Here is a 24,522-nt window from a genome sequence, read left to right as displayed (position 1 = left end):
GTAGTTAAAAAATATTTTCAAAAATAGCAGTCAGCCACTTCGGTTTGAATGCCAGACAAATCCAACCTTTTCACCAACAAACCGAGGGCTTCGGCAATCGGACGGACTTGCTCGACAGTTGTCCCGAAAAAGGACAATGCTTGGGTTTCCAGTTTTAGTTGGTCACTGATTGCAATGAAGTCTTCGGTGGTCAGCGATACGCTGAAGCCAACAGGGACGCATTTTTTTAAGGCCATTAAAAATAACAACGGTATGACGCCGTCTGTTTTTAATAGTTTGCCGGTAGTGCCGTTACCTTCAAAAGCAGGTTGTGAGCTGATAAATGCTTTGATCCACTCGGTCTGTTCCGGCATATGAGTAACAAAGATGTCGGACAAATGACCTATAATTTTCAAATACTGTTTCAATACAGGATCATGGATACTGATGTTTGATATATGCTTGACCCGCCAATAAATATAAGGCTCAAGAATAATCGGCTGATGAGCCGTTGATGGCAGGGGTGGCGAATCAAGAACCTTCCCGTTATCATCAATGTAAAACTCACCCAAGTATTGGTAACCTTTGTTTAGCTTTTGGTTGATTAATTTCTGAAAAGTAGTTTGTCCAGAATTAAGCGGAGTTACACTTGTGTTCAAGCGTGATCCCGTTTTCCCATACTTTCGGATCAACGTCCCATCAATATTTACCCTGATGCCCCAGTCTTTACTGGAACCGTCGGAATGATAAAAACGGTACAAACGAAATCTATCACTAGCTGTCATGCCGTCTCCCAATCATCACCAAAAATATCTTTGGCAATACGGTGAATCGCTTCACGCTGTGCAGGTTCCGCACGGAAAGTTAAAGATCGCTCAAGCGAATACGACAGTACGTTTTTAGCGCGTCTGAAGTTCACCATGATATTGACCCAGCGTATTAATGTCCGTGTAGACATTGTTACCGTTAATGCTCCAGCTCCATCAACTGATCCCATGAATAGTCGGCGGATTTCATTCGCCACTTTAATCATATTGTCGATCACCACATCCATTACAGAATCAACCGGAACGCCAAGGGCATCCAATCTCTTGTTAAGGATGGATTTCTCAACTGAAGGTTCTGGATAATCAACAATCATCATTCTAAAACGATCCATAAACGCCAAGTTTTGTTGCATGACGCCAGAATACAAACCGCTCGGATCACCTTGTCCAGCTGAATTGCCTGTCACAATTAAACGGAAATTGGCATGTTGCTTGATCAATTCACCATTGTTCTGAGGAATGGTAAGAGGACTGCCTTCTATAATGTCATTTAACCCGGAAAGCTCTGAAGGGTCCATTAAATCGAGTTCATTTAAAATCAAAATATGGCCTTCACGAAGAGCCACGGAAAGTGGACCGTGGACAAAAGTCATGGAGCTATTAGACATCATGAATTGACCGACAAGGTCATTAAAACCCAATCGACCATGACACGTTATTTGCTGAACTGGATAATTTAACCTTGCTGCAATTTGGCAAACTAAAGACGTTTTTCCTGACCCTGTTGGACCAGTTAAATAATAAGCGTCTCCGTAAGAATTTGAGAGAAAAGCAAGAAGGTCTCGTACTTGATCCTTTCTAAACACATAGTCATGTTTGGAAGGAATATATGGATTTTTGTCATCAACAAACGCATCAATGTTTAAGTTTGATGGCGCTTCGATGCCAAAAGTTGTAGCTAAGGGGATTTTTTTCATCTGTGCATTCCTATGTTGAACCAGGAAACACAAATGCCCGACCGGGAAAATGGTTCCCTGGTGGGTTAGTTTTAAATTACGGCAAGGCCGTGTTGTTTTCAGATTGCGGCAAACCGCGTTGTTTTAAATCACAGTAAAAACTGCTTCGTTTCAATGTAGTAATGTTTATTCGTTATTTATAGTGCTGAACTGGCACGTATTTCGGGTTTCCAAAGGAATCCACAAAAATCACTTAATTTTTATCATAAAACACAGGATATTCAAAATTAAATCTTAATCAAAAAGTGTCCAATAATTGGACACTTTTGAATGATCTGGGCGAACGTCAACAGCAGCACGGACATTGTCTTTGTTATCAGGATACAGGAGTTCCCGATCTGCTACTTGATTCACAAGCATAGACAATCTTGAGTTGATGGTGGTAAGTAATCCATGACCGACGAGTTCTGGTCTGCGTTCTCCCATCTGAATATAATAAAGGTTAGTCTGACATGGAAATTGGTTTTTTATTGATGTATGTCGTGTAAGGCTTATTAATCGGGTACATCAATTATGATTGCATCATCAAGTGCCACTGCTAAAAATTGTCCAGAATCATTTTTAACCATAAAACTAATGTTATCTTTTAAAGATAATTTAAAAATTTGACCAATTTTGTTGCTATACCAGTCTTTTTCATTACTGGATTTTATTATCTTTATTGCAACCATAAAATTACCTAAGCCTTATAATTCATTGAAAATTTGCCATACACTGCCATGTGAAGTACCTAATCTAAAAAGTGTCCAATGATTGGACACTTTTTAATTATCTGAACCCATTTCAAGTTCAGCCAAAGCATCGGCAACCATCTGGTAAATAGAAGTTGCCACATCATCTGTGATTAATTCGGAATTTAGTTTTATGACCACTTTATTGTCGTCAAAACTAAAGCCGCCGACATTTTTGCCCTTTAGGGCATATTTTTTTGAAACCACGTTATCCGATTGTCTTCGGGGGGTTTCCGCATCACGAATTAACCGTCTTATTTTAGGTAGCAGTAAAGTTTGGGTTAATGCGTTCTCCTCGATCATGTTTAAAGCCGAAACAACGTGTTCTTTATGTTTGCTTTCCACATAGTCCGCTTCCTTGAAGAACGACACCAAAAGCTGTGCATTATTTCTATTAATAAGAATTGGATTACCGTTAAGCCTACCCTTAAGCCAGTCAGGGAGATCATTAAAAGCCAAATAGCGGTAAATATCAGAGCGTGTTTTACCTGTATATCGACTAAGTTCAGTTTTCTTTTCAAATAAATGTGAAATGTTTTGTATGGCTTGACCCACTTCGTAATCTGACAAATCTTCCCTGTCTATATTTTCAGAAATAGCCATCATTGCTGTTGCTTCATCATCCGCATTAAAAATGACAGCTTGAATGCTCGTGTGGCCGAGATATTTACAAGCACGAAAACGTCTTTCGCCAGCAATAATTTGATAACCATCATCAACCGCCCTCACTGCGATGGGCTGGATCAAGCCATTTTCTTTGATGGCTTCTGCCAATTCGATTATTTTCTCATGATCAAAGACCTTCCTTGGTTGAAAAGGATTGGGGGTTATTAGATCAATATCAAGGCTTGATTCATTAACCGCACTCACTAGACTATTTCTTTCTTTGACTTCTGATATCGCTTTTAACTGGGTTTTACCGTTGGTTGCAATCTTATCTTGCAACCGCCCAAGCGCTGACGGTTTATTAGTTTGTGTCATAACTTACCTCAGTTCTTTAATGATTGCTGAATGGACAAGGTTTTCAATAGGTACTCCGCCAGATCGTTGTAATCTTTAGTCACCTTATTGCTTCTTGCAGTTTTTCTAATGGGCTCTCTAAGCACCGATGCTTCGCCCACTTTGGTTGAGGTATGAATATAGACGGGTAATCTTTTACCTGCACCCGGAAATAATTCCATTTCCATCTCCAACTGATCAAATGATTGGGCAATCGCTTTTTGAACATTAATACTTTCGCTATGGCGGGTTAGTAAAGCTCCCAGATAAACCAAATCAGGATTTGTTTCAGGCGTTTTGTCTTTGATATAGGTCATCAAATTGACCCACCCCGTTCTTGAATAATCGGAACTGGTATCTACCGGGATCATAAAATGGGTTGCGGCTGATATGGCGTTGCCAGTTAACAAAGAGAGGGCGGGGGGGCAATCAATCAGAATGACATCAAAACTATCGCGCAATAAATTTAACCGGGCCTTCAATTCCTCGAGCGGCCTGTTAGAGTGAATCCTTAATGTTTCAGTAACGACGATATCCAATTGGTCAGTCGCCGGGATGTAACAGACGTTTTCAAATCCATCGTTCACGTCTTGACTTATCAACTCGGCTAAATGTGCAATGTCGGTTCGTGTTTTTTTATCGCAGAATAATGAGATAGCATTTTTTTCAAAAAGGTTGGGATCAACAGCGCCGATGTGAGTCGAGGCATTTGCCTGAGGGTCAACATCTATAACCAACACAGTACATCCTTTCCTACCAAATTCAGCCGCTAAATTGACAACTGTAGTGGTTTTACCAACACCACCTTTCTGATTATAAACAGCAATAATCGGACAAAGATAGGTATTTTCTTGATTCTCTTGCATCTTTTAATCCTCAAAATGTAAAGATTTTATTATACACACAGATATTAATGACGCAATGGATACATTTTAAAATAAAGTGTCCAATGATTGGACACTTTAACGAAATGACTAAAACTCCTTAACAAAAGCATCATGCCTGGCATCGTTGTCCGAATGGACATAGCTGGAGGTGGTGGCAATATTACTGTGCCCTAAATTGTCCCGGATCATGGTGAGCGGGATGTTGCGGTCCACCGCCAGTGAGCCGTGGGTGTGCCGCAGCCAATGGGCGCTGGCCGCCAATAATTTTTCTGCCGCTTCCGGGTTAGCAATGCTTAGGGTGTCGGCAGCAATGGTGAAGGCCTCCTTGATGATCTTATGGATCGCCAACGGTCTCAGGGCATTACTGGCCGATCCCCGCAAAGGGGGAATGATGGGGTTATCCGGCGCAGGCCGGTTCAGTTGGCGTCCGGTCAGTTGTTGGTAAGTCTCCGCCATCAATCGGTATAGCGGTAGGGGGATTGGCACATCCCGCCATTTTTGGCCTTTACCTAATACCATTAACCAATGCTGTGTCTGCCCTTGCCGCTGACGGGTTTCCAAATCACCTAATTTTGCATTGGCCAACTCATGCAAGCGCAGCCCCGTGCCATAAGCCAACTGGATGATCATCCGTGTCCGTAGCCATTTCAGTTTTTCACCGCCGTCGGCATTGGCCGCTTGGGTGTCCAAAAAGGCTTGTATCAATTGCCATTGGTCTTCGTTAAACGAGCGGTTCGTGTCAATCGGTTTAAGGACATCCGGGTTTTTGAGTTTGGACAAAGCGGTTAGCGGGTTATGCAACAGGTAGCGTTGGTTGACCAGGAAGGTGAACAAGCCATTGATCACGGTTTCGCTAAATCGGCGGCTGCGCGGCGATAAGGGGCCGGTAAACGGTTTCCAATCTTGCTGCCCCTTCTTTTGGGGTGGCCCAACCCATAAATGCGTCGGCTGTGGGTCGGCCAAGAAAATCCGGTATTCGCCCATATCCACCATGTCCAACGAAGACAGGGCTTTTTGTTTGACCAGTATGGCCCATAACAACAGGCGTTCCGCTTCCCGCCGGTAACTCCGGTAAGTGTGGCTGGCGGGTTCCAGTCTCGCCAGCCAATTGCCGATGGCTTGGTAATCATCCGTGGCCGGAATAAAGGGGATGTTGGCCGAGCGGTTCATGCCCTGGGAGCCGTCAAGCTCATCCGGCAACAAAAACTGCTCCAAAGGCACAATCCCCGTGGTATACGTCACCGGCATGGCCGGTGGGGGAAGGTTAGCCATCCCGGTTGGAAATTGACTACCGATCTGCTCTTCAATGGCTTTGGCCGTGATGCCGCCCAATCCGGGTATGGCTTGCCACCAACGCCCCCCTTCGCAGGATTGATAGTGCCTTAGCCAGTCCGCCACCGTCACCACATTGAGTGGCTGTAATTTTTCCAACCATTCGTCAACTAACCAATAAGCTAAGGGTTGGCTGATATCCGGTTCAATATCGGGGGCCTGTTGTAGGGTTTCCAACCGTTGCAAGGCGGTTGGCAAGGCCTTGGCTGCCGGTGGTTTTGCAAGCCAGGAATCCCCCCAGCCTTTATCCAGCCGGCGTGCCTTTAGCAATAGCCGTGACCTCAGTCCGGCCAGAACAGTAAAGGGATTTTTATCCCCGCAATAATCTACCAACGCGTCAACGGGCACGCCATTCAGCCAGTTACGCAGAAGCGCCAGTTCATCCAGGTTCAAAAGGGGGGAGGGCATAGGGTCGGTTCCAATGGGTTTGACGGGGGTTGACAGCTCTTGTCTTTATGGGGCAGGTGGCCAGGTGAAAAAATGTCACAAGCTATTGTAATATTGCAGTTTTTGATAAAAACGAAAGTGTAACATGGGTTTACGCCCCTTCCTATAGATAATGGCAGTTATCTATACTAACTATAATATAAAGTGAAATATAATAGCCTTAAACTGAAAAGATTATTTATAATAAAACCCGCCAAAGACCATTAACACCTATAAGTTCCAGAGTAGAGTAGCCACCGCCATGCCCAAGCTCACCGACACCTATGCCCGCGCCTACGACTGCTGCGACGACGTCTTCACCGAACTGGGGCGCTTCCCGACCATCGACCTGATCCGCGAGCGTATTGGCGTCAACAGCCCGGTGACCATCAAGAAGGCCATGAACGAATGGACGCGGCATTTTGCCGAACAGCACTTTGACAAGATCAACCGCCCGGACATCCCGGTGGCGCTGTCCCATGCGATGGAACAGGCTTGGAAGCTGGCAGTAACCGAGGCGGAAAAAGCGTACCTGCAAAAGGAGCTGGGCTATCAAGACATTATTGCCGAAAACCGGGTGGCGATGGAGGGGCTGGAACAGGAAAAGGCATTTTTGAACCAATCGTTGGGGCAGGCGAGGGGGCAAATAGCGGAAAACGGACAGCAAATCCAAGCGCTGCGCCAACAACTGGACGCCCAAGCGGAAACACTACACCAGTTGGCAGGGCAATTAACGGATGCTGAAAAACAAATGGCCGAGAAGCAGGCCGTGATGCAGGAACAAAGCCAGCGTTGGCAGCAACAACAGGAACAAGACCAGGCGTGGTTTGCACGGCGCATCAGCGAAGAAAAACAATTTGCCGAAGACAAGCACCAAGACAAGCTGCATCGGCAAAGCCAACAAATTGCCCTGTTGACCGAATCGGAGACCAGTTTACGCCAGACCTGTACCGGCCTGCGGCAGGAGCTAAGAACGGTGGAAACGGCGTTGGCGGAAAGCCAGAAAAATACCGGGCAGCGGTTTAAATTTAAGCCAAAAGTCAAAGCCAACAAAAAGGCCGGGCAAGGGTAGGGTGGATAAATGGGCAGTTCGTGTTATTTACAGAAACGGCGGCCGGAAAAAAACGAACACCGGTTTTACCGCATCCATGTGTGCCAAGGGGTTTTCGATGACTGGTCGGTGGTGCGGGAATGGGGCCGGATCGGCTCACCCGGCACGGTCAGGAGTTCCAGGTTCGTCCTGGAAACCGATGCCGTGTTGGCGGCGGAACAGTGGCGGTTGCGGAAGGTGAAGGACGGGCTGGTCAAATACTTTGCTATCCGTATTAAAGGTCTTGTCCACCTGCCGCATAAACTAAAGCTGCTGAATACGTAAGCATCAAAACAAAAAATAGCACAAGGTAAATTTAGGCATGTAAGAACATCAAACGAAGCTTAGCGTACTATTTTCCGTTTCCTGAAGTCACCCCTTTATAGTGGTTTACCTTTCGGAAAAACCACCATACGGGTTGCTATTTCTAATGGTACAATCATATGTGGCAGGAGAGCTTTAAAAGCTTGCCGTAAATTTAGTTTTTCAATTTAGTCAAGGTGAATGATTATGGATGAATTGTTAGAAAATGGTTTTGCTGAAGTTTTAGTAAAAACTGGAATGAATGCTGGTAAAGAATATAGTGCTGATTGTTCTGGAAACCGCTCTGATTGTTGTACAAGAGTTTGTTCTGGTGGCTGTTCCGCTGATGCGAATTTTGTTGATAACTCAAGTGCTTGGGATGCTTTCCTGAGTATTGAAGGCGGACAAGTCCAATACTAATTTAATTGCCCTCAAATTTAAATTTCTAAGTTTGAGGGCAGTTTTTTATAAAAAATTTATGACTAAACAAATTAAACCTTATTTAAGAGATGGTGTTGATGTTTATCTGGGTAGTGACAGTGATGTAACATTTGTTTTTTTATCCACTCGTAAACGAATCCATATCAAATGTCATTCTGTTTTAACTCAAGCTTTATCGTTAATGAATGGTGATAATTCTATTGCAGATATAGAAATTTGGATTGATAAACAACAAGCTACAGATTTACCAGAATCTGCTTTTTCTAAATTCTTAGATTATTTAACTAATAAAAATTTAGTTGTAGATAAAAATTGGTTTAATAAATTAAACTTATCCAAAGACTACAAAATATTTTTGACAAGACAGCTTCATTTTTTGATGGATATATTAGATAGTCCTCAAAAAGTTGAAGAAGTCCAAACTAAAATATCAAAAACAAAAATCGCAATATTTGGTATTGGAGCAATTGGCAGTTGGCTTGGTCAAGAACTTGTAATGATGGGATTTTCAGATTTCAAACTATTTGACTTTGACGTTATAAACCAATCGGATATTTCAAGGCATTCTTTTTTTGATAGAAGTAAAAGCGGCGAATATAAAACAAATGTTTTTAATGAGCATTTAAAATCTATCAATCCAAAAATTCAAATTGTTACACATAATATCGCATTAAATATTGATGTTAATTTAGACACCTATTTATACGATGTGGATTTTATTATCAATGCGGCAGATGATCCTTATATTGGTTACACAAGCATAAAATTAAGCCGTTATTGTGTTTCCAATAATAAACCGCTATTCGTTGCGGGTGGATTTGATGCACATTTAGCAAGTATCGGCGAGTTAATTATTCCTAAATTAACACCATGTTCTGATTGTTACGCAGGTTATTTTAAGAAGTCACTAGCAAATTGGAAGCCAATAGAACATCCCACAAAATTCAGGTCTATTGCTTTTGGTGGGCTTGCATCTATGAGTGTATTCTCTGCTTCAGCGTCGGCATTAACTATTTTACGATACTTTATTGATTCAAATGATATAAGCGAAATAGGTGGACGAGGAGAGTTTCTGTTTGAAAATTATAATTTAGACACTTTTGAGGTATATCGTGACGAACAATGTAAAGTCTGTGGTAATCAATCCGAATTATAAATATAGGCTACGTCCATCTGTTGGCTTTGTTCCATTACAGGATGATACTTATGATTTTTTCTTGTCAAGTACAAGAGTATCAAAAAAATTAAAAATCATTGATAAAAATTTGGTCGAAATTATTTCAACTTTAGATGGTTCTCTTTCAGTTAATGAATTAAAAGAAAAATATAAAGAATCTGAGCTTGTTAAAAATAATTTGGAAAAGTTTTTTCAAAAACTATATGACTGGAATTGCATAGAGAATTTTAAATTTGCAAAGCAAATTGAGAATAATCCTTTCCGGCGGGTATTAAACTTTTTCTCAGATTTTTTGAAAGATGAGGAATTACTGGAAAAATGGGAGTTTTTAAAAAATACTACCGTCTGCGTTGTTGGTTGCGGTGCAGTAGGAAGTTGGATCGTTACCTTATTAGCTCAAAGTGGATTTGAAAAATTTGTTTTAATTGATAATGATATTGTGCATAAATCTAATTTGAATAGGTCATTATTCAATAGTAATCAAATAGGAAAATCAAAGTTAGAAGCATTATCTGAAAATTTATTTAAACTAAATGAAGCTATTAACTTTATTAAAACTTCTGAAAAAATAGAAAATACGGAACAATTTAAAAAAATCTTAGATAATCTACCAAGTACAAATAACTTAATTGTAATTAACTGTGCGGATTATCCTAATGTAGATGCAACATCTAGGATAATTGCAAAAAACTGTATGGATTATAAAATTCCTCATATTATTGCTGGTGGCTATAATTTACATTTAAGCTTAATTGGACAAACCATTATTCCATTTGAAAGTGCCTGCTTTGAATGTGCAGACATGGTACTTAATCGAAACAATCAACAAGAATTAATGGGTGTTAGAAAATTAGTTAGATCTGAGAGAAATTTAGGAAATTTAGCACCTTTAGCTGGAGTAACTGCATCTTTTGCTGTTAATGAAGTATTGAGGCTTATATTTAGAAATGAAAATTTACAACCAAAAATGCTTAATCGCCGAGGCGAATTTAATTTTTTAACTAATAAAATTAATTTTTTTGATTTACCAAAACAGCAAAATTGTAATTGGTGTGGAAATTAAAAATAACTGGTAGCCAAATAAATTACAACATAATATCGAGTTACTAAACACAAAAAACCATATTACTCCTTACTTCATCCGAGTTGTCGTCAACCGAAATAAAGTTGTGCTAATTCTAGGACAATATATTTCCTTATATTCAATATCTTAACTGATGTCATGTAAATCAGCATGGAAAATTTGCCAGTTTTAGTAAGAAAAGAGCGTCAAATTTTACTAGCAAAATTTTCTATCCCATTTTTTTAAAAAGCCCGTTGTCGAAAATTACTGGAAAAGGTGACGCTAATTAGTGGCAAATATTGGGAGCGTGTTATACACGCTATCGGTAATTTATGGGCAAAAACCAGCAATAGACAGTGCTTGTTTGTGATGGTCGTTGAGCAAGATAATGAAGGGCGTGATGTCAGGCAACAGATTCAAGCTTCGTTAGGCTAACATAATACTATTATACTTTTTGCAATTTGTTATACACTCACACTTATAGAATAGAAATTCCGTTCTCTCCGCTTGGCAGGCATTAGAGGGCGATGGGGTCTGAAAAGACCAATCTATAGGAGAATGCCAATGTCGCAAACACCCCAACAGGGTGGAGCTTCCGTGTATGCACGCGGTCAAATTCCATCTACCGATCTTGCTTTACTCATAGACTTTCTAGTCAAAGCCTTTCCTCCGAAAGAGAGTTCTTCCGATAACCCCTTCGAATGGCCTGTGCTAACGTTGACAAACAATCGTCTGGGAATCAACACTTACGGAATACTCCGCCGTTTTCTCGTCCAGAAAGAATTGCTCGATGCGTTTCGCCAAACCCCTAACTCTGGATTTCTGCGTGATTTGGTAAGCCCCCCCAAAAGTTTCACCTCCAAGTTAGGTGGGCGGTTATTTAATGACAACATTTCAGGCCTTTCCCAGCAAATTACCAAATTAAAGCAACTGGTAGTTGATGACATCGAGAAATTAGACGTGTCAGCTGATAATCTACTCATCAAAGATCCGGCAACGGCACTTGACACCCTTGCCAAACTGTTTGAAATCAAGGGGTTGCTGAATGAACTCCCCGCGCAAATGGTGGCAATGGAATTTGCTAAATCCGTAAGGGCTACGTCCACGCGTGAAAAGGACGTTGCGCGTGTTTTATCTGCGCGGGAGGAAATTCAAGCAGAAGATTGGCTTGAGCGTATGGCCAGAAGCATTGCCGAGGTTCAGATTCATCGAGATGACGAATTTGATGAAATACAACAAGAAAAGTTACGCGAAACCCTCCAGCAAGATTTTGACAAACACGACAGTCAGGTGACTCGTTTCTTAAATTTCCTGGAAGACGAAGCATTGGCCCGCGTGCGTTTAAGGGTCGGCTTTGCAATTATGGAAAGTCTTGCTGTTCAAGTTTTAAAATCAACCCATGTTACCGATCAGAGGTTTGTCAGTTATGTGCATCGGGTGAATAAACTCTTCGAACATTTTAGCACCCCGGAGTCCACCCATTCCTTACAAATTGATTTAACGCGCGTTTATGGATTAAGTGCCGATTTTTCAATTTCCCAAGAACTGGTTAAAGCCATGTTCTACAACTGTCTTCCCGTGTGGTCTGAATCGAATACCCAACTGTTCGAATCGCGCCGTATCGATTCTATAACCAGAGGCATCTCAATCGTACGGGAAGTCAGTTACCGCTTTAGGGTAAATGGAAAAGATCCGCGTAACGAGATGGAACCCGCTTTCGATGCCAAAATTAAACGCTTACGTGAATTGCTTATCGATAACCCAGGAAATGAACTATCGCCGTTCGTTTTGCGTAAAAGTCTGGCTGAAGTTGTTTTTCTTTGGTTGGTTTTGAATCCGGCAATTAACGCATCGGAATTGTTAGCCGAAGCCGGACAACTTTCAGTACGCCTTCAAGAACAAGGTCAATCTGCTATTAATGGATTGTTAAACGATCTATCCTCGTGGAGTCCTAACGTCAAAGAGTTGAGCAAAACATTAATCGCCTTGTTACGCACCAAATCACGAAACATTATTTCCCATGCGCAACGATCGGTTGATGATTTGTACCTTGTTGTTCAACAAGGTGTGGTCGATTGGTCTTCAATAGAACGATCCAAGGGTAGGGTACGCGATCCGTTAATCAAGCCGGCCTCAGATCAATCCGAAAACATCGAATGGTTCAAACACATCCAAATAGCCCGCAACCCTAATGAAGTATTAGAACCTTTATTTTCGATTCGGATTCGGACGGTATTAAACGAAAGGACACTTTCTGTGCGTGGAGATGGCAACTCGACCTTGCAAATTCATCGTCAATTACCTGATCAAATGCTCAATATCACCTGGATACCTATCCGCGTTGATGAGAAACAAAAACCTATAAAAAGGGAATTACGAACCACCATTGAACCTGCCTGGCGCATGGGTAAAGGGATCGATATCTGGTATGAACCGGAACTATTAAAATTCCGCAACAAGACCCAGTTTCCCGAAGAAGACCAACGCCAATATCGCGCCGCCGCTGCCACAGCAATGGCGATACTGGTTTATGTCGTACTTCAGATACTCAGCGAAAAATTGATTAAACAGTCCGCTGAAGTATTCCCGGCATTGATGGTCCGCTTCCAGATGCAGGGCAAAAAAGCCTCTAAAAATGAAGGCGACCATTGGGTTTATGCGATTTCACAAGCCTTAGAATCTGCCTTGATGCGCAATATTCCGCTACGGATGCAAGGTCTTGTAGCAGATGGGGACAACAGGAATTATAAATGTAAGGGAGCTGCCTTTGCACTATCCGCAGCCTTACCTTTGATTGTGGCTACGCGTAGCACACCCTCCATCAACAGAATTGCAGTGGTGATTTACACCACCCGTCCCTGTGATGACCATCCGGGAACGGATAATACCGATGGTTTCATATTCCGGGCTAAAACCTATCTTGCGGTTGCTGTCGATGAACCGATAGGTGGTTATCGCCTTGCTTTTGATCGAATGCAAACCCATGTCGTTGAAACGCAAGATTCATTCAAAAGCCCCAAACTTATCGTCGAAGAAGTGTCCAGACTTCAAGACATGGGCTATGAACACATCATACTGATTTCAAACCATTTTGGTAACCGGCGTATCAACCGTTCAGCCCAGCGGCATTCCCCACATACCCAAACGGCATTTCTTGACGAGGTGGCGAACAAGTTCGCCCATGTCAATTTATACATGTTGCGGCGGGATGTGTTTCCAGCCACACGGCTTCATACCCGAACCAAAGCGGAGTCGGCATTCGAAGCGGTGAGCATTTCCGATCATGACGAATTTGCGCTTGACCAAGGCGATGGCGTGCTTAAGCAGCTTATCCCAGTGTATACATTTGCCACGCTTGCCATTGTTGGCAATGACGATGCAGCAAGGCCACAATCTGGATTTTGCACCTATTTTTGGGACGCTGATTATCAGGTCAAAAGCAGCGAATGGCGGGAACGTGTGCGCTCCAACCTTCTGGGTTCAAGCAATGCTACCCGTCAATGTCTGTTAAACGTGTTACGTGGATTACATTTCCTGGAAGCAGAAAAGCAACCTGAAGGCGGCGTTTTCAAACCTGTGCTGGATCCCTTTAGCTGGGTACAACCGGCATCGAACGAGGCGGCGGGTGAAATCGAGGTGCTGCCTCCTAGTCGACGCAAAGGCGCAGTATTGCTGTCATTACCGGCACTGTTGTCTCATGTGACAGACAGCCTGCATAGCGGAAAACGGTAATGCTTGAACTCAACCAACGGCATTCCTTATGGGGGCAGGCGTTCGAAATTGCTGTTAAACGAGGTGTATTGACGGCATTGCTGGCCAGTGGGATTTTACGTCAGGATCATGTTGACCTGGAGCGATGGAAGCAACTGGATACTGCCGATGTGTATGGGGCGCTGGGACGAGAACTTAAGGAGGTCGACCCAAATCTGAAATCCAGGACACGGGAAACCGCTAGGCATTTATTTCTGTTGGGGATGGGACTCGGACAAACTGCAATGCGCGAATACCTGCGTAAACTGAAAGCCGACCCCGAAGACTACCGCATAAAAGCCCTATGGTGTCCACTGCAACTTCCTCGCTTACAAGGCGATTTTGATACTGAAACCGAGGCCGATTTGTTAGCGTTCTCGAAGGCTTTTGCCCAACATGTCCGTGTTGAATCTATTATGGCGCATAAAGGTTATCCAGTTAGGGCTGATTTCCTGCTTTGGCTGGAACCTCGCCATGACAAATTGGACAGTGAGCTATTGTGCCTGGAATTTTCGCTGAATGGCCTGCCTGAAACGGCTGATTACACTAAACCCGAAGCACATCTTGAAGAGCTCCGCCGTTTCGCATGGTTTATGGATACCCGAAGCGTGTTCTCGCGAGTATGCGCTGAAGTTTCCGGGGAAGAATTTGTACTGTCTCCAGATATCAAAAACCACTTGCCGGCGTTCACTGGCCGGGATAAACCCCTCTACAAACTATGTCAAGCCGCCTCTTATGTACACACTTCCATGCGTTGGTTGAAGAGCAAAGGATTTGATGATCGGCCTTTCAATGCACGGGCGTTATCGATTACCCAGAATGGCTTTGAGAGCCTAAGTTCCCGATTCTTTATAAATGATGGGATCGATCCGCGGACAACCCTGATTGAAAACCTTGGTCGGGCCTATCGTAATAGCGAAAAAATGCCGGAGTGCGACGAAGAGGCACTTGAAAATCATATTCGCCATGCTTTTGACAAAATTCGTAAAGCGTTACCCAAGGTGATTAGCAATCAATTTATTGAAATGCGTGAGATGCCTGAACCCGGCAAGAGCCTGGCCTTCAATTTTTCAGAGGATGTCAATGGATTCCTCAACCCAATGGCCTCCGTACCCTGGGATAAAGCTTTATCCTGGGTGGATTCAAACCCGGACATAACGGCTTTTCTTAAAGAGAACCCCAAAACCGCAGTATCGGACGCATTGGCTCAACGGGCTCATCGCGGTGCTGCGATACCGCTTCGCGATCTCCATGCGGCGGCAGTTGTCGTCGGCATGCGGGCATCAGTATTGGGTCAAGTCACCGTTCTTGGTCTTGAAGGTAATCCCGGCATTGGCAAAACCACAGCAGTGATCAGCTACCTTAAAGAGTCCAGTGGGGGATTTTTATTTCTCTATGTCAGTCCACGGGTGATCATCAACGATGATGTCACCGAAAATCTGGCACGGGAAAAATCCAGCCACCAGTTGACCGGTATCCTGACTGTCACCACGAACGCGAAACTGATTGGAGCCGCCAAGGCTTGGCATGAAAATCAAGTACGGGATGGCATGGCGCTGAAACGTGCCGTCGATAGCGCGGTGGTTGCCGATGGCGTTAATGATCTAAAACATCCCGACAGCAGCACCTTGATCCTTACGCCATCCAAGAAGGAAGAACTTGAACTTACCCATATCGGTGCTAGCCATCGAAAGCGTGCCGAAACGGAACGGCAAGACAGGATGGAAGATGTCAAACGGCCTGGCGTGTTAAAAGTATTATCCGTCGCGACCCGCGCTCTGCTAGCCGAGAATTCCGGCATTCATCGGGTTGTTATGACCGCAGCTATCCAAGGGTATCGTGAGCTGGGTGGCGACAAAAACACCTTGTCCGCGATGGATAACTTGTTTAAAAACTCGGCCAACACTCAGGCGGGCAAACAGGAAAGGCAAGCCTTTGCAAAACGTATTCCGACCATTGTGGTCATGGTCGACGAATTAACCGGAGATGGCGCCGGTGCCCCATTTATTCATTCTGTTGCCAAGTGGTTAGATCAACAATTCATTCGACCCTTTGAGAACGGGCCGTTATTTCGGGTAATCCTCATCATATCCGATGCTTCGTTAGGTAACGAGATTGTTCTGGATCGTTATCTCAATAGTGGAAAACGTACCCCTGATAAAGTGCTGGTTTCCAAAAGTGCAGGGAACAGACCTTTTCGACTAGCTGCCATGTCGGTCAAAATTGGCGGTAAACGCCTCCCGGTATTACATATTATGACCAACAGTTATCCAGCATCGAAATTATCCATAGACTACCGGGTTAGGCTGGATCGGATAAAACCCGCAGAACTCTCTGATGGAAGAAGGCAAACCGTCCGCCAGGCCATTGCCGAACAACAAGGTAATGCCATTATTGGAAATGTTATACAGGAAATTAAACGTGCCTTGGATTCAGGTGCAGACCAGATCATTTTTTTTGCCCAGGACAAAGCCTTCCTTCGTTCGGTTGAAACATTGCTGGTGACGGGTGAGGACAACCCGCCTCTCCTAAACAAAGAACAAGTCGCTATTTTGGATTCCAGTGTGACCGCCGCCAGGCGCAAGGCACTGATTGCCGATGAACGCCGTGATGTCGTGAAAGTATTTCTGATGACTTCAAGCGGTGCTCGCGGCGTGTCATTCCCTAAAACCGATTGGATTATCGCTTTGATCCCTCGCTTTGGCATTGAAGCGGCATTGATGGAAGTCGCTCAATTGATTTACCGCGGTCGGGGCAAACACTATAAGGGGGATGACGGCATTATCAGAGATGATGGTGATTGGAAGGATCGCCACTTAATTATGTTGCTCCAAGATTTTCTTCCTCAAGATGATGTTCCTGAGCCTCGTCAATGGCTCAGGCAGGTCAGCGACCTATTGACCTATCTGGTGATGATCAGGGCAACCATTTATACCCGGATTGTCGGCGATGCGGGGTTGGATAAACAAAATCTTGCCATGGTTCCGGTCGGCGGCATTGGTAGTGAAGAAATGCTTTCATTGATGAGCACACATGTTAGATCGTTTTTGAAAGAGGCCGACATTTTTCTAAGGGATCATGCCTCTGATACTAACCGTCGGGGCTTGGTCGCTAACGCACAGAGCAACACTCAATTGTTATTTTCGAAATTCTCATTGGATGCAACAGCAAAATCCAGTAGTTTCAAGAGTGTAGCTAGGATAGAAGATATTCAACAGTTCTCCAGACGCGCTAGTGCCGATAATGCTCCCCTTTTGATTTCGCCACATGATGATCCAACGTGTTTGCTTCCAGATCATCTTTACTGCATTGGCCCCTTTTGGTTAGAACATTGGGAAAAGCATGACAAACAAGAACGTTTTAATGTCGAAGGATGGTCCACCGATGTCGGCCATCAGATTGCAAAACTGTTTGGCGAACTGGGGGCTATCCATCGCGATGAAACATTACCTTTTAAGTTACGGCAACCTGCAGAAGAACTCTTTCGAATCATTGCTCGTGAAAAAGATGAAGCGACTCGTGAGTTTTCCACAGTCAAATCACTGAAATCGCCTTCAACCTGGCTGGTTATGCCTTTTGACTATCCCCGATTTTGGAAAAAGGACAACACTGGCAGGTTGCCGTCCCTTGGCGATGACGAAGGTGCTTGGCGGGATTCGCTTGGCGCATGTTTAGCCGGAATCGGTGAAGTATTACCCGTCATAGCACGATATGCGGACATACCCTATGCGGCAGTGATTGGCGAACAAGATCCGGCAAAGCTGGAGTTGATTTTTGATGACAGATATCTTGCTGCATCAAATGAATTAAACTTATTGAACACGATTTTATTGGCCGATTAGGAAGCGATTGACGAGTAAAAAATAATTTTCTAAACGTTTACTGACCCCACTTTGTGTTTGATGATGTATTGCTTTAATCTCAAATAATTAATCAACAATTTGGGTTTGATTAACATCAACGCCTAACAAATAACTTGGCTTTTGCAAATCCTTCTTGGCTTAAGCCTAAATTGATGCTCATGAATTTACTACGTGGACAACGGCTAAAACTTGCCGATTTAATTGACGTTAGCTCGCTTTTTACGATTGAAGCCGTCGTTGATGCGCCTAGATTGATGATTGATTTTTCCTGTTTCGGCTTGGATGCGAACAGCAAACTTGTCGATAGTCGTTATATGATTTTTTGTAACCGGCCAACAACACCCTGTGGCGCGGTACTACTTGAATGTCCAGCCAACAATACTGCGATTGTTAACATTGACTTACAGAAATTGCCAATTTCTATTGGGAAATTGGTGATTGCCGCGGCTATTGATGGTGATGGCACAATGTCACAATTGACCAGTGGATCGCTAACACTAGGCCAAAGTAATTTAAAAGCCGCTACTTTTGCTTTTGCTGGCAACGATTTTTCGGCGGAGAAGGCCCTGATGTTGATGGAGGTTTATCGCAAGGACGGCCATTGGCGTGTTTGTGCCCAGGGTCAAGGTTTTAATAGTGGCTTAGATGTCCTAGTCCACTATTTTGGCGGTACTGTACCCAAAGAACCCCGATCTGCCCCTTCACAGGCAGCGGAGCAACTACCTAAGCCGAGCCCCCCAAATTTTTTACAACGGGTGCTAAAGCCATTATTTACCAGTAATGGTGCCACCGATGTGCCCAGTGACAGCGGTTTGAGTCAGCACTGGAAACCGCAAGGCGTCCCAATCAAGGTTGCGAACGTCACGATTGATGCCGGTTTACTTTATTTTGGGTCAGGCTTATTCAGCATTGGATCACGCTCAACCCTGGAACCAGCACTGATTAACCCTAATCTTCCGATTGATAAACTAGCGGCCGCAAATTACCAACAGCACCTACTTTCTTATTGGTCGTCTTATTCTGAAATTTCCCCAGAGGCCAGAGCCGCTTATTTAAAATGGTTACTGCAAGGGCGCAATGACCCTTTGGCCGACATAGGCTATGTGTTTTTATATTTTTATGGGCTTGAGCGCAGGGCGTTAGTTGATGCCACAACTGACCCCATTGCAAAAGCGGAATTACCTCACATTGTCCAGGAAGCTGGACGGTTGCTTGAGATATATCACAATAATGCTTCATTTCGAGGGTATGCAACCGGGTTTCTGGAATTCCTGAAAGCCGATTGCCCGGAAAGCTTTGCCCCCCAACAATACCTTGCCCCGCCGCCGGATTTTAAGCTTACCAATTGGTCTTTACCCTTAACCTTAAAATTGGTGTTAGGGCAACTTGCCATGGATAATGAGCCCGTGCCTGCCCGCTGGGCGTATGCCTGGTTGATGGCAGACCCCACCATACGGCATAGGACACCAGCCCACCGCTGTGCCTCTGAGTTTAAGCAATTGTTTATTGAGAAATATGGCGAAGTATTCGGTAAGGGTATGCGGTTGCCAGTCAACAAGACCAAAATCAAAATCTCCTACCACACCGCCAGCCCGTCTTTTTCTTATCGGACACTAGAAAGGAAACTGGATATCCCTGACGTGACCGTGTTGACCAGCCGGATTAAAAAATTACAAACGCTAGCGGACGATTGCTCAGAAATGTTAAACGCATACAGCCGGTTTTTAGGCCGCAACCCTGACCATGCAGGGACGCTTGACGCCTTATTGGAACTGCCTTACACGCTTTGGACAGAAGGGCAAAAAAAGCATTTGCAGACCATAAAGCAAACGCTTGAAACAACCCAAACTCCTATTGGCCTTCAGTTTGCCAAATTGAAAGCATGGCTGCCCGAATGGCAAACCCTTACAAAACCCAGGGTGTTGGCTTTTATTAACCGTCTGGCCGAAGCCGGATTAGGCATAGAACCCGATCCCCGATTTGGTGGCGGCATTCCCCATGACGACAGCAAAGTGGTCTTGTTCCTGGATGATGGCTCAAATGTTTCGCCTTCCCCACGCTATAGCACCGCCGCGTTGACTTTACATCTTGCGGTAATGGTTTCAATGGCTGACGGTGATGTGGGTATGACGGAAAGGGATTTGCTGGTCCGACAAATTGAAGATTGGCTGCATTTGGAAGTGGCTGAGAAAAACAGGCTACATGCCCATTTGCGCTGGTTATTGTCAGGAACGCCGGAACTGAAAAGCGTCAAAAAACGGGTCGAAACACTGCCGTTACCCGCCCGTGAAGCGTTGGGTCATTTTTTAGTGCTGGTTGCCAAGGCTGATAACATAATTTCAGCTAACGAAGTCAAGGTTCTGGAAAAAATATATAAGCTGCTGGCTCTTGACGTGCAGTCGCTGTATGGAAAATTGCATGGAACTGGCACAGATGAACCCATAACCGTTCGTCAGGCTGCTTCGAATTCAGGTGGGTTTACGATTCCACCACCGCCAGAAACGCCAACAGGTGTGCAATTGGACATGAGCCGAGTTGCCGCGCTGAAGGAAGAATCCAAAAAGGTAACCGATATGCTGGTTGCTATCTTTGAACAAGACGCAGCAATCGAAATACTTGCAACTCCACCCATGCCAGACAACGAACTAGAGGTAGGTGAAAATTTATGGGGGCTGGATACGCTACATAGTGATCTTATAAAATCGCTATGTGCCCGCGCTCAATGGTCACGCCTCGAGCTTGAAGAAATTGCCACAGATTGTGGCATCATGATGCTTGACGGGGCACTGGAACAAATTAACGAAGCGGCTTTCGATACGTTTGATGCCGCTTTTACAGAAGGGGACGACCCCATAGACATTAACCAGGACATCTTAAAGGAACTCATTAAATGACAGCGATCCGGGCGAAAGATAGAGATGCGGTAATCCAATCACTGAGCGCAGGTGTCGTGCCGCGCACCGGCCAGCATCTAATTCAGGTTGGGCGGGTGCGGGAAATTGAAGCCCTGCTGAAAGATATCGGACGCATAGCCGATGGCGGCTCAAGTTTCCGCTTAATCACGGGTGAGTATGGTTCAGGGAAAACTTTTTTTCTCAATCTGGTGCGTAGCGTCGCGATGGAAAAAAAACTGGTCACTGCCAGTGCGGACTTAAACCCTGACCGCCGCCTTCATGCAACCGGCGGCCAATCGCGGTCTTTGTATGCCGAATTGATGCGCAACTTGGCAACGCGGGTAAAACCCGACGGCGGTGCATTGGCGGGTATCGTTGAAAAATTTGTCAGTTCTTCGATAACCGAAGCCAAGGCGGCTGGTATTAGCCCGGAACTTGCCATCCATCAAAAACTAGAGCATCTGACCGAAATGGTCAACGGCTATGATTTTGCGGCGGTCATTGCCGCTTACTGGCGTGGCTTTGAGCAAGGCAATGAGCAACTGAAAGCCGATGCCATCCGTTGGCTACGCGGCGAGTTCACGACCAAAACCGAGGCGCGAAGTGCCCTCGGTGTCAGAACCATAGTCGATGACGCCTCCTTTTATGACCAGCTCAAACTGATGGGGCGTTTTGTCCGTCTGGCGGGTTACAGCGGCCTGTTAATTGGCCTTGATGAAATGGTGAACCTCTACAAACTGGCCAATACGGCGGCACGAAATTCTAATTATGAACAGCTTTTACGGATACTCAACGATTCCTTGCAAGGCACGGCTGAAGGTTTGGGCTTCGTTTTAGGCGGCACCCCGGAGTTCTTGCTGGATACCCGCCGGGGTCTGTACAGTTACCCCGCTTTACAATCACGGCTGGCGGAAAACAGTTTTGCCAAAAACGGATTTGTTGATTATTCCGGGCCGGTCATTCGCCTGAGCCGCCTTACCCAAGAAGATTTTTATGTGTTGTTGAGCAACATCCGCCATGTCTATGCGGCCGGCAATCCTGCTGTGTACCTCTTACCTGATGAAGCCTTGCAAGCATTCATGAGCCACTGCCACAAACGCATCGGTGAAGCCTACTTCCAAACACCTCGAAACACCATCACTGCGTTTATCCACTTGCTTGCTGTACTGGAGCAAAACCCGACTGCCGATTGGCATGAATTACTCGGCACTGTTGAGATTGCCGCCGATCAGGGGGATTCATCCCTACAACTCGATACCCCTGAAGCCGATGAGGATGATGAGCTTGTCAGCTTCAAAGTCTAATGCTTCTGATAGCTTTTCCCTGTTGGATGAACGGATTCAACGCTGGATTTGGCAATCGGGCTGGTCTGAACTGAAAGATGCCCAGGAACAAGCTATCCCTGCCATTTTGGCAGGCGACCAGGATGTCGTCATCGCCGCTGCAACCGCCTCCGGCAAAACCGAAGCGGCCTTTTTGCCGATCCTTACCCGTTTGCTGTCTGAACAGGAAAAGGGCTGTGTCATTTATATCAGCCCGCTAAAAGCTTTAATTAACGACCAATGGTGGCGGTTGGAAGGCTTATGTGAAACATTGGAAATCCCTGTTACACCTTGGCATGGCGATATTTCCAGCACCCAAAAGCGCAAGTTTAAAAAATCGCCAGTCGGTTGCTTGTTGATCACGCCAGAATCCCTGGAAGCCTTGCTCATGGCCAATGGCCACGCTTTACAAGGATTGTTCGGCGGTCTTCGCTATCTGGTCATTGATGAGCTTCATGCTTTTATCGGTACAGAACGCGGCAAACAGCTCCAGTCGCTGATGAACCGTATCGATATTGCGCTTAAACGCTTTACACCGCGCATTGCCTTGTCAGCAACCCTGGGTGATATGAACAAAGCGGCCGAGTTCCTGCGCCCTAAGGCAAATACCCCGGCAAAAATCATCAAAAGTAACGACGCCAACCAAGAACTTAAAGTGCTAATAAAAGGCTTCATAGATTATCCGCTAGGGTTGGCTGACCCAGCCTCCTTGGAACCCGATGATGCTGATTTTGAGAAATCGATTTCCCAAGGCACACGGGCGATCAGCGAACATTTGTTCAAAACCTTGCGCGGCAGCAATAATCTGGTGTTCCCCAACAGCCGTGGCAATGTCGAGAAATATGCCGCCCTGCTCCGCAGTTTGTGTGAGAATTTGAGCCTTCCCAATGAGTTTTGGCCCCATCACGGCAGCCTAGCCAAGGAAGTCCGCGAAGAAACCGAAGCCGCCTTGAAAGCAAAAGACCGGCCTGCATCAGCCATTTGTACAACAACACTGGAAATGGGTATCGATATAGGGTCAGTTAAAAGCATTGCCCAGATTGGCTGTGCGCCTTCGGTAGCCAGTTTACGCCAGCGTCTTGGGCGTTCGGGTCGCCGTGGCGAAGCCGCGATTTTGCGTTGTTACGCCCTTGAAGCGGAACTTACCCCACAGTCGCCGTTATCGGACTTGCTGCGTGAAGATTTGGTGCAGTCCATCGCCCAAGTCCGTTTGTCACTTCGGTCTTGGTACGAACCGCCGAAAATCGAAGGCTTGCATTTATCGACGCTTATCCAACAGTTGCTTTCTCTTATCGCCCAATACGGCGGGATAAACGCGGCGAGCGCTTGGACCACACTTTGCGGAAGTGGCGTGTTTGCGAATGTGTCAAAACAGGATTTCATCCTGCTGCTACGCGAATTGGCCAAAAAGGAAATTTTGATCCAAACACCGACCGGTTTGTTACTGCATGGGCCGGTTGGCGAACAGATAGTTAACCATTATTCGTTTTATGCGGCGTTTTCCTCCGAGGAAGAATTCCGGCTTGTCCACGGCGGCAAGACACTGGGTTCCTTACCGCTGAGCCAGCCCGTCGAAAAAGGCACGCACCTGATCTTTGCGGGCAAGCGTTGGCAAGTGCAATCCCTGGACATCGAAAAGAAAGTGATCGTTGTCATGCCTGCTTTGGGTGGTAAGTTACCGCAATTTGATGGCGGCAGTATTCCCGTTGATGACGGTGTGAGGCAGGAGATGCGCCAGGTTCTTGCAGAAACAATGCCCATCCCTTTTTTGGACGCCACCGCAAACCAATTACTTCAGGAAGCCCGTGCAACCTTCCATAGAATGGGCTTGGATGCCCAAGTCATTTTAGTCAGTTCCAATACCGTCCAGTTATATCTTTGGCGAGGTGATCGGATCATGAACACACTTGTTTTAATGTTAAAACTGGCTGGCTTTAATGCGGAGAACGTTGGACTTTGCATTGATATCAAGACCAACAATCCAGAAAAACTATTTGACGCATTGCGTGATTTGGCTGCATCGCCTCCACCTGATCCTATGACGCTTGTTGCCAACGTTATAAACAAGCAACTGGAAAAATGGGACAACCTGCTTCCCGATGAACTGCTCGCCAGAAACTTTTCATCCCATACACTGGATGTCGTTGGTGGACATGGGGCTATCAAAGCATTGGCGCAAGGCTTATGAAGTTGTCAATCGAAACAAAGTTGTGCCAATTCTAAGATAATATATTTATTTATATTCAATATCTTAAAAATTCCAGCCCTAAAATTTGCACGCTTTTGTTAGAAATCTAAACGAAATAAAGTTATGCTAGTGCGATAAACAGATTAACTTATTGTTTTGATTACTAAATCATGGGACAATTTTTTCAAGGCTAACGAGGCGAATTTTGGAAAAGCGCCTTGAGAATAAGAAGGTGAACTCGGTTTTATGAGCTGCTTTGGACAACCTATTTTTCCTAAAGTCGGCTTTATCGGC

General features: G+C 45.0%; 16 protein-coding genes. 10 read left to right on the top strand and 6 right to left on the bottom strand.

Annotation, left to right across the window (positions count from 1 at the left end; genetic code table 11):
* Positions 1-17: 17 nt before the first annotated feature.
* The 6 genes from ACYQ1O_RS16240 to ACYQ1O_RS16215 all read right to left on the bottom strand — a co-directional run bounded on the left by ACYQ1O_RS16240 (position 18) and on the right by ACYQ1O_RS16215 (position 6,119).
* On the bottom strand, positions 18-776 hold the full coding sequence (locus tag ACYQ1O_RS16240; RefSeq protein WP_459993249.1) for a hypothetical protein: 759 nt from the start codon (positions 774-776) through the stop codon (positions 18-20).
* Positions 761-1,723: an AAA family ATPase gene (locus ACYQ1O_RS16235; protein WP_459993247.1), complete on the bottom strand. Its 963-nt coding sequence runs from the start codon at positions 1,721-1,723 to the stop codon at positions 761-763. The genes ACYQ1O_RS16240 and ACYQ1O_RS16235 overlap by 16 nt, the downstream gene beginning before the upstream one ends.
* A 533-nt stretch (positions 1,724-2,256) precedes the next feature.
* On the bottom strand, positions 2,257-2,433 hold the full coding sequence (locus ACYQ1O_RS16230) for a hypothetical protein (RefSeq protein WP_459993245.1): 177 nt from the start codon (positions 2,431-2,433) through the stop codon (positions 2,257-2,259).
* A gap of 93 nt (positions 2,434-2,526) precedes the next feature.
* On the bottom strand, positions 2,527-3,474 hold the full coding sequence (locus tag ACYQ1O_RS16225) for a ParB/RepB/Spo0J family partition protein (protein WP_459993243.1): 948 nt from the start codon (positions 3,472-3,474) through the stop codon (positions 2,527-2,529).
* A gap of 8 nt (positions 3,475-3,482) precedes the next feature.
* Complete coding sequence (locus tag ACYQ1O_RS16220) at positions 3,483-4,358, bottom strand: ParA family protein (RefSeq protein WP_459993241.1); 876 nt, start codon at positions 4,356-4,358, stop codon at positions 3,483-3,485.
* 108 nt (positions 4,359-4,466) lie between these two features.
* Positions 4,467-6,119, bottom strand: coding sequence for a site-specific integrase (locus ACYQ1O_RS16215; RefSeq protein WP_459993239.1), 1,653 nt, complete (start codon positions 6,117-6,119; stop codon positions 4,467-4,469).
* Between the two features lie 280 nt (positions 6,120-6,399).
* Here ACYQ1O_RS16215 and ACYQ1O_RS16210 point away from each other — a divergent pair, with 280 nt between their 5' ends.
* The 10 genes from ACYQ1O_RS16210 to ACYQ1O_RS16165 all read left to right on the top strand — a co-directional run bounded on the left by ACYQ1O_RS16210 (position 6,400) and on the right by ACYQ1O_RS16165 (position 24,228).
* Positions 6,400-7,209, top strand: a complete 810-nt coding sequence (locus ACYQ1O_RS16210; RefSeq protein ID WP_459993238.1) for a DNA-binding protein — start codon at positions 6,400-6,402, stop codon at positions 7,207-7,209.
* A gap of 9 nt (positions 7,210-7,218) precedes the next feature.
* Positions 7,219-7,512, top strand: a complete 294-nt coding sequence (locus tag ACYQ1O_RS16205; protein WP_459993237.1) for a WGR domain-containing protein — start codon at positions 7,219-7,221, stop codon at positions 7,510-7,512.
* A gap of 225 nt (positions 7,513-7,737) precedes the next feature.
* Positions 7,738-7,950 (top strand): hypothetical protein, encoded by a 213-nt coding sequence (locus tag ACYQ1O_RS16200; RefSeq protein ID WP_459993236.1) that lies wholly within the window; start codon positions 7,738-7,740, stop codon positions 7,948-7,950.
* A gap of 58 nt (positions 7,951-8,008) precedes the next feature.
* Positions 8,009-9,127 carry a ThiF family adenylyltransferase gene (locus ACYQ1O_RS16195; RefSeq protein WP_459993235.1) on the top strand — a complete coding sequence of 373 codons (1,119 nt, stop codon included), beginning with the start codon at positions 8,009-8,011 and terminating at the stop codon, positions 9,125-9,127.
* Positions 9,084-10,211: a HesA/MoeB/ThiF family protein gene (locus tag ACYQ1O_RS16190; RefSeq protein ID WP_459993234.1), complete on the top strand. Its 1,128-nt coding sequence runs from the start codon at positions 9,084-9,086 to the stop codon at positions 10,209-10,211. The genes ACYQ1O_RS16195 and ACYQ1O_RS16190 overlap by 44 nt, the downstream gene beginning before the upstream one ends.
* 564 nt (positions 10,212-10,775) lie before the next feature.
* Positions 10,776-13,943 carry a hypothetical protein gene (locus ACYQ1O_RS16185; RefSeq protein WP_459993233.1) on the top strand — a complete coding sequence of 1,056 codons (3,168 nt, stop codon included), beginning with the start codon at positions 10,776-10,778 and terminating at the stop codon, positions 13,941-13,943.
* Positions 13,943-17,803, top strand: coding sequence for a hypothetical protein (locus ACYQ1O_RS16180; RefSeq protein ID WP_459993232.1), 3,861 nt, complete (start codon positions 13,943-13,945; stop codon positions 17,801-17,803). Before ACYQ1O_RS16185 ends, ACYQ1O_RS16180 begins: the two co-directional genes overlap by 1 nt.
* A 134-nt stretch (positions 17,804-17,937) precedes the next feature.
* Complete coding sequence (locus ACYQ1O_RS16175) at positions 17,938-20,718, top strand: TerB N-terminal domain-containing protein (protein ID WP_459993230.1); 2,781 nt, start codon at positions 17,938-17,940, stop codon at positions 20,716-20,718.
* Positions 20,715-22,022, top strand: a complete 1,308-nt coding sequence (locus tag ACYQ1O_RS16170; RefSeq protein WP_459993229.1) for an ATP-binding protein — start codon at positions 20,715-20,717, stop codon at positions 22,020-22,022. Before ACYQ1O_RS16175 ends, ACYQ1O_RS16170 begins: the two co-directional genes overlap by 4 nt.
* Positions 21,994-24,228 carry a DEAD/DEAH box helicase gene (locus ACYQ1O_RS16165; RefSeq protein ID WP_459993227.1) on the top strand — a complete coding sequence of 745 codons (2,235 nt, stop codon included), beginning with the start codon at positions 21,994-21,996 and terminating at the stop codon, positions 24,226-24,228. Before ACYQ1O_RS16170 ends, ACYQ1O_RS16165 begins: the two co-directional genes overlap by 29 nt.
* Positions 24,229-24,522: the final 294 nt, after the last annotated feature.

The sequence above is a fragment of the Methylosoma difficile genome, assembly GCF_054657615.1.
Note: the sequence above shows the minus strand (reverse complement) of the source record. Positions and strands in the feature narration are given on the sequence as shown.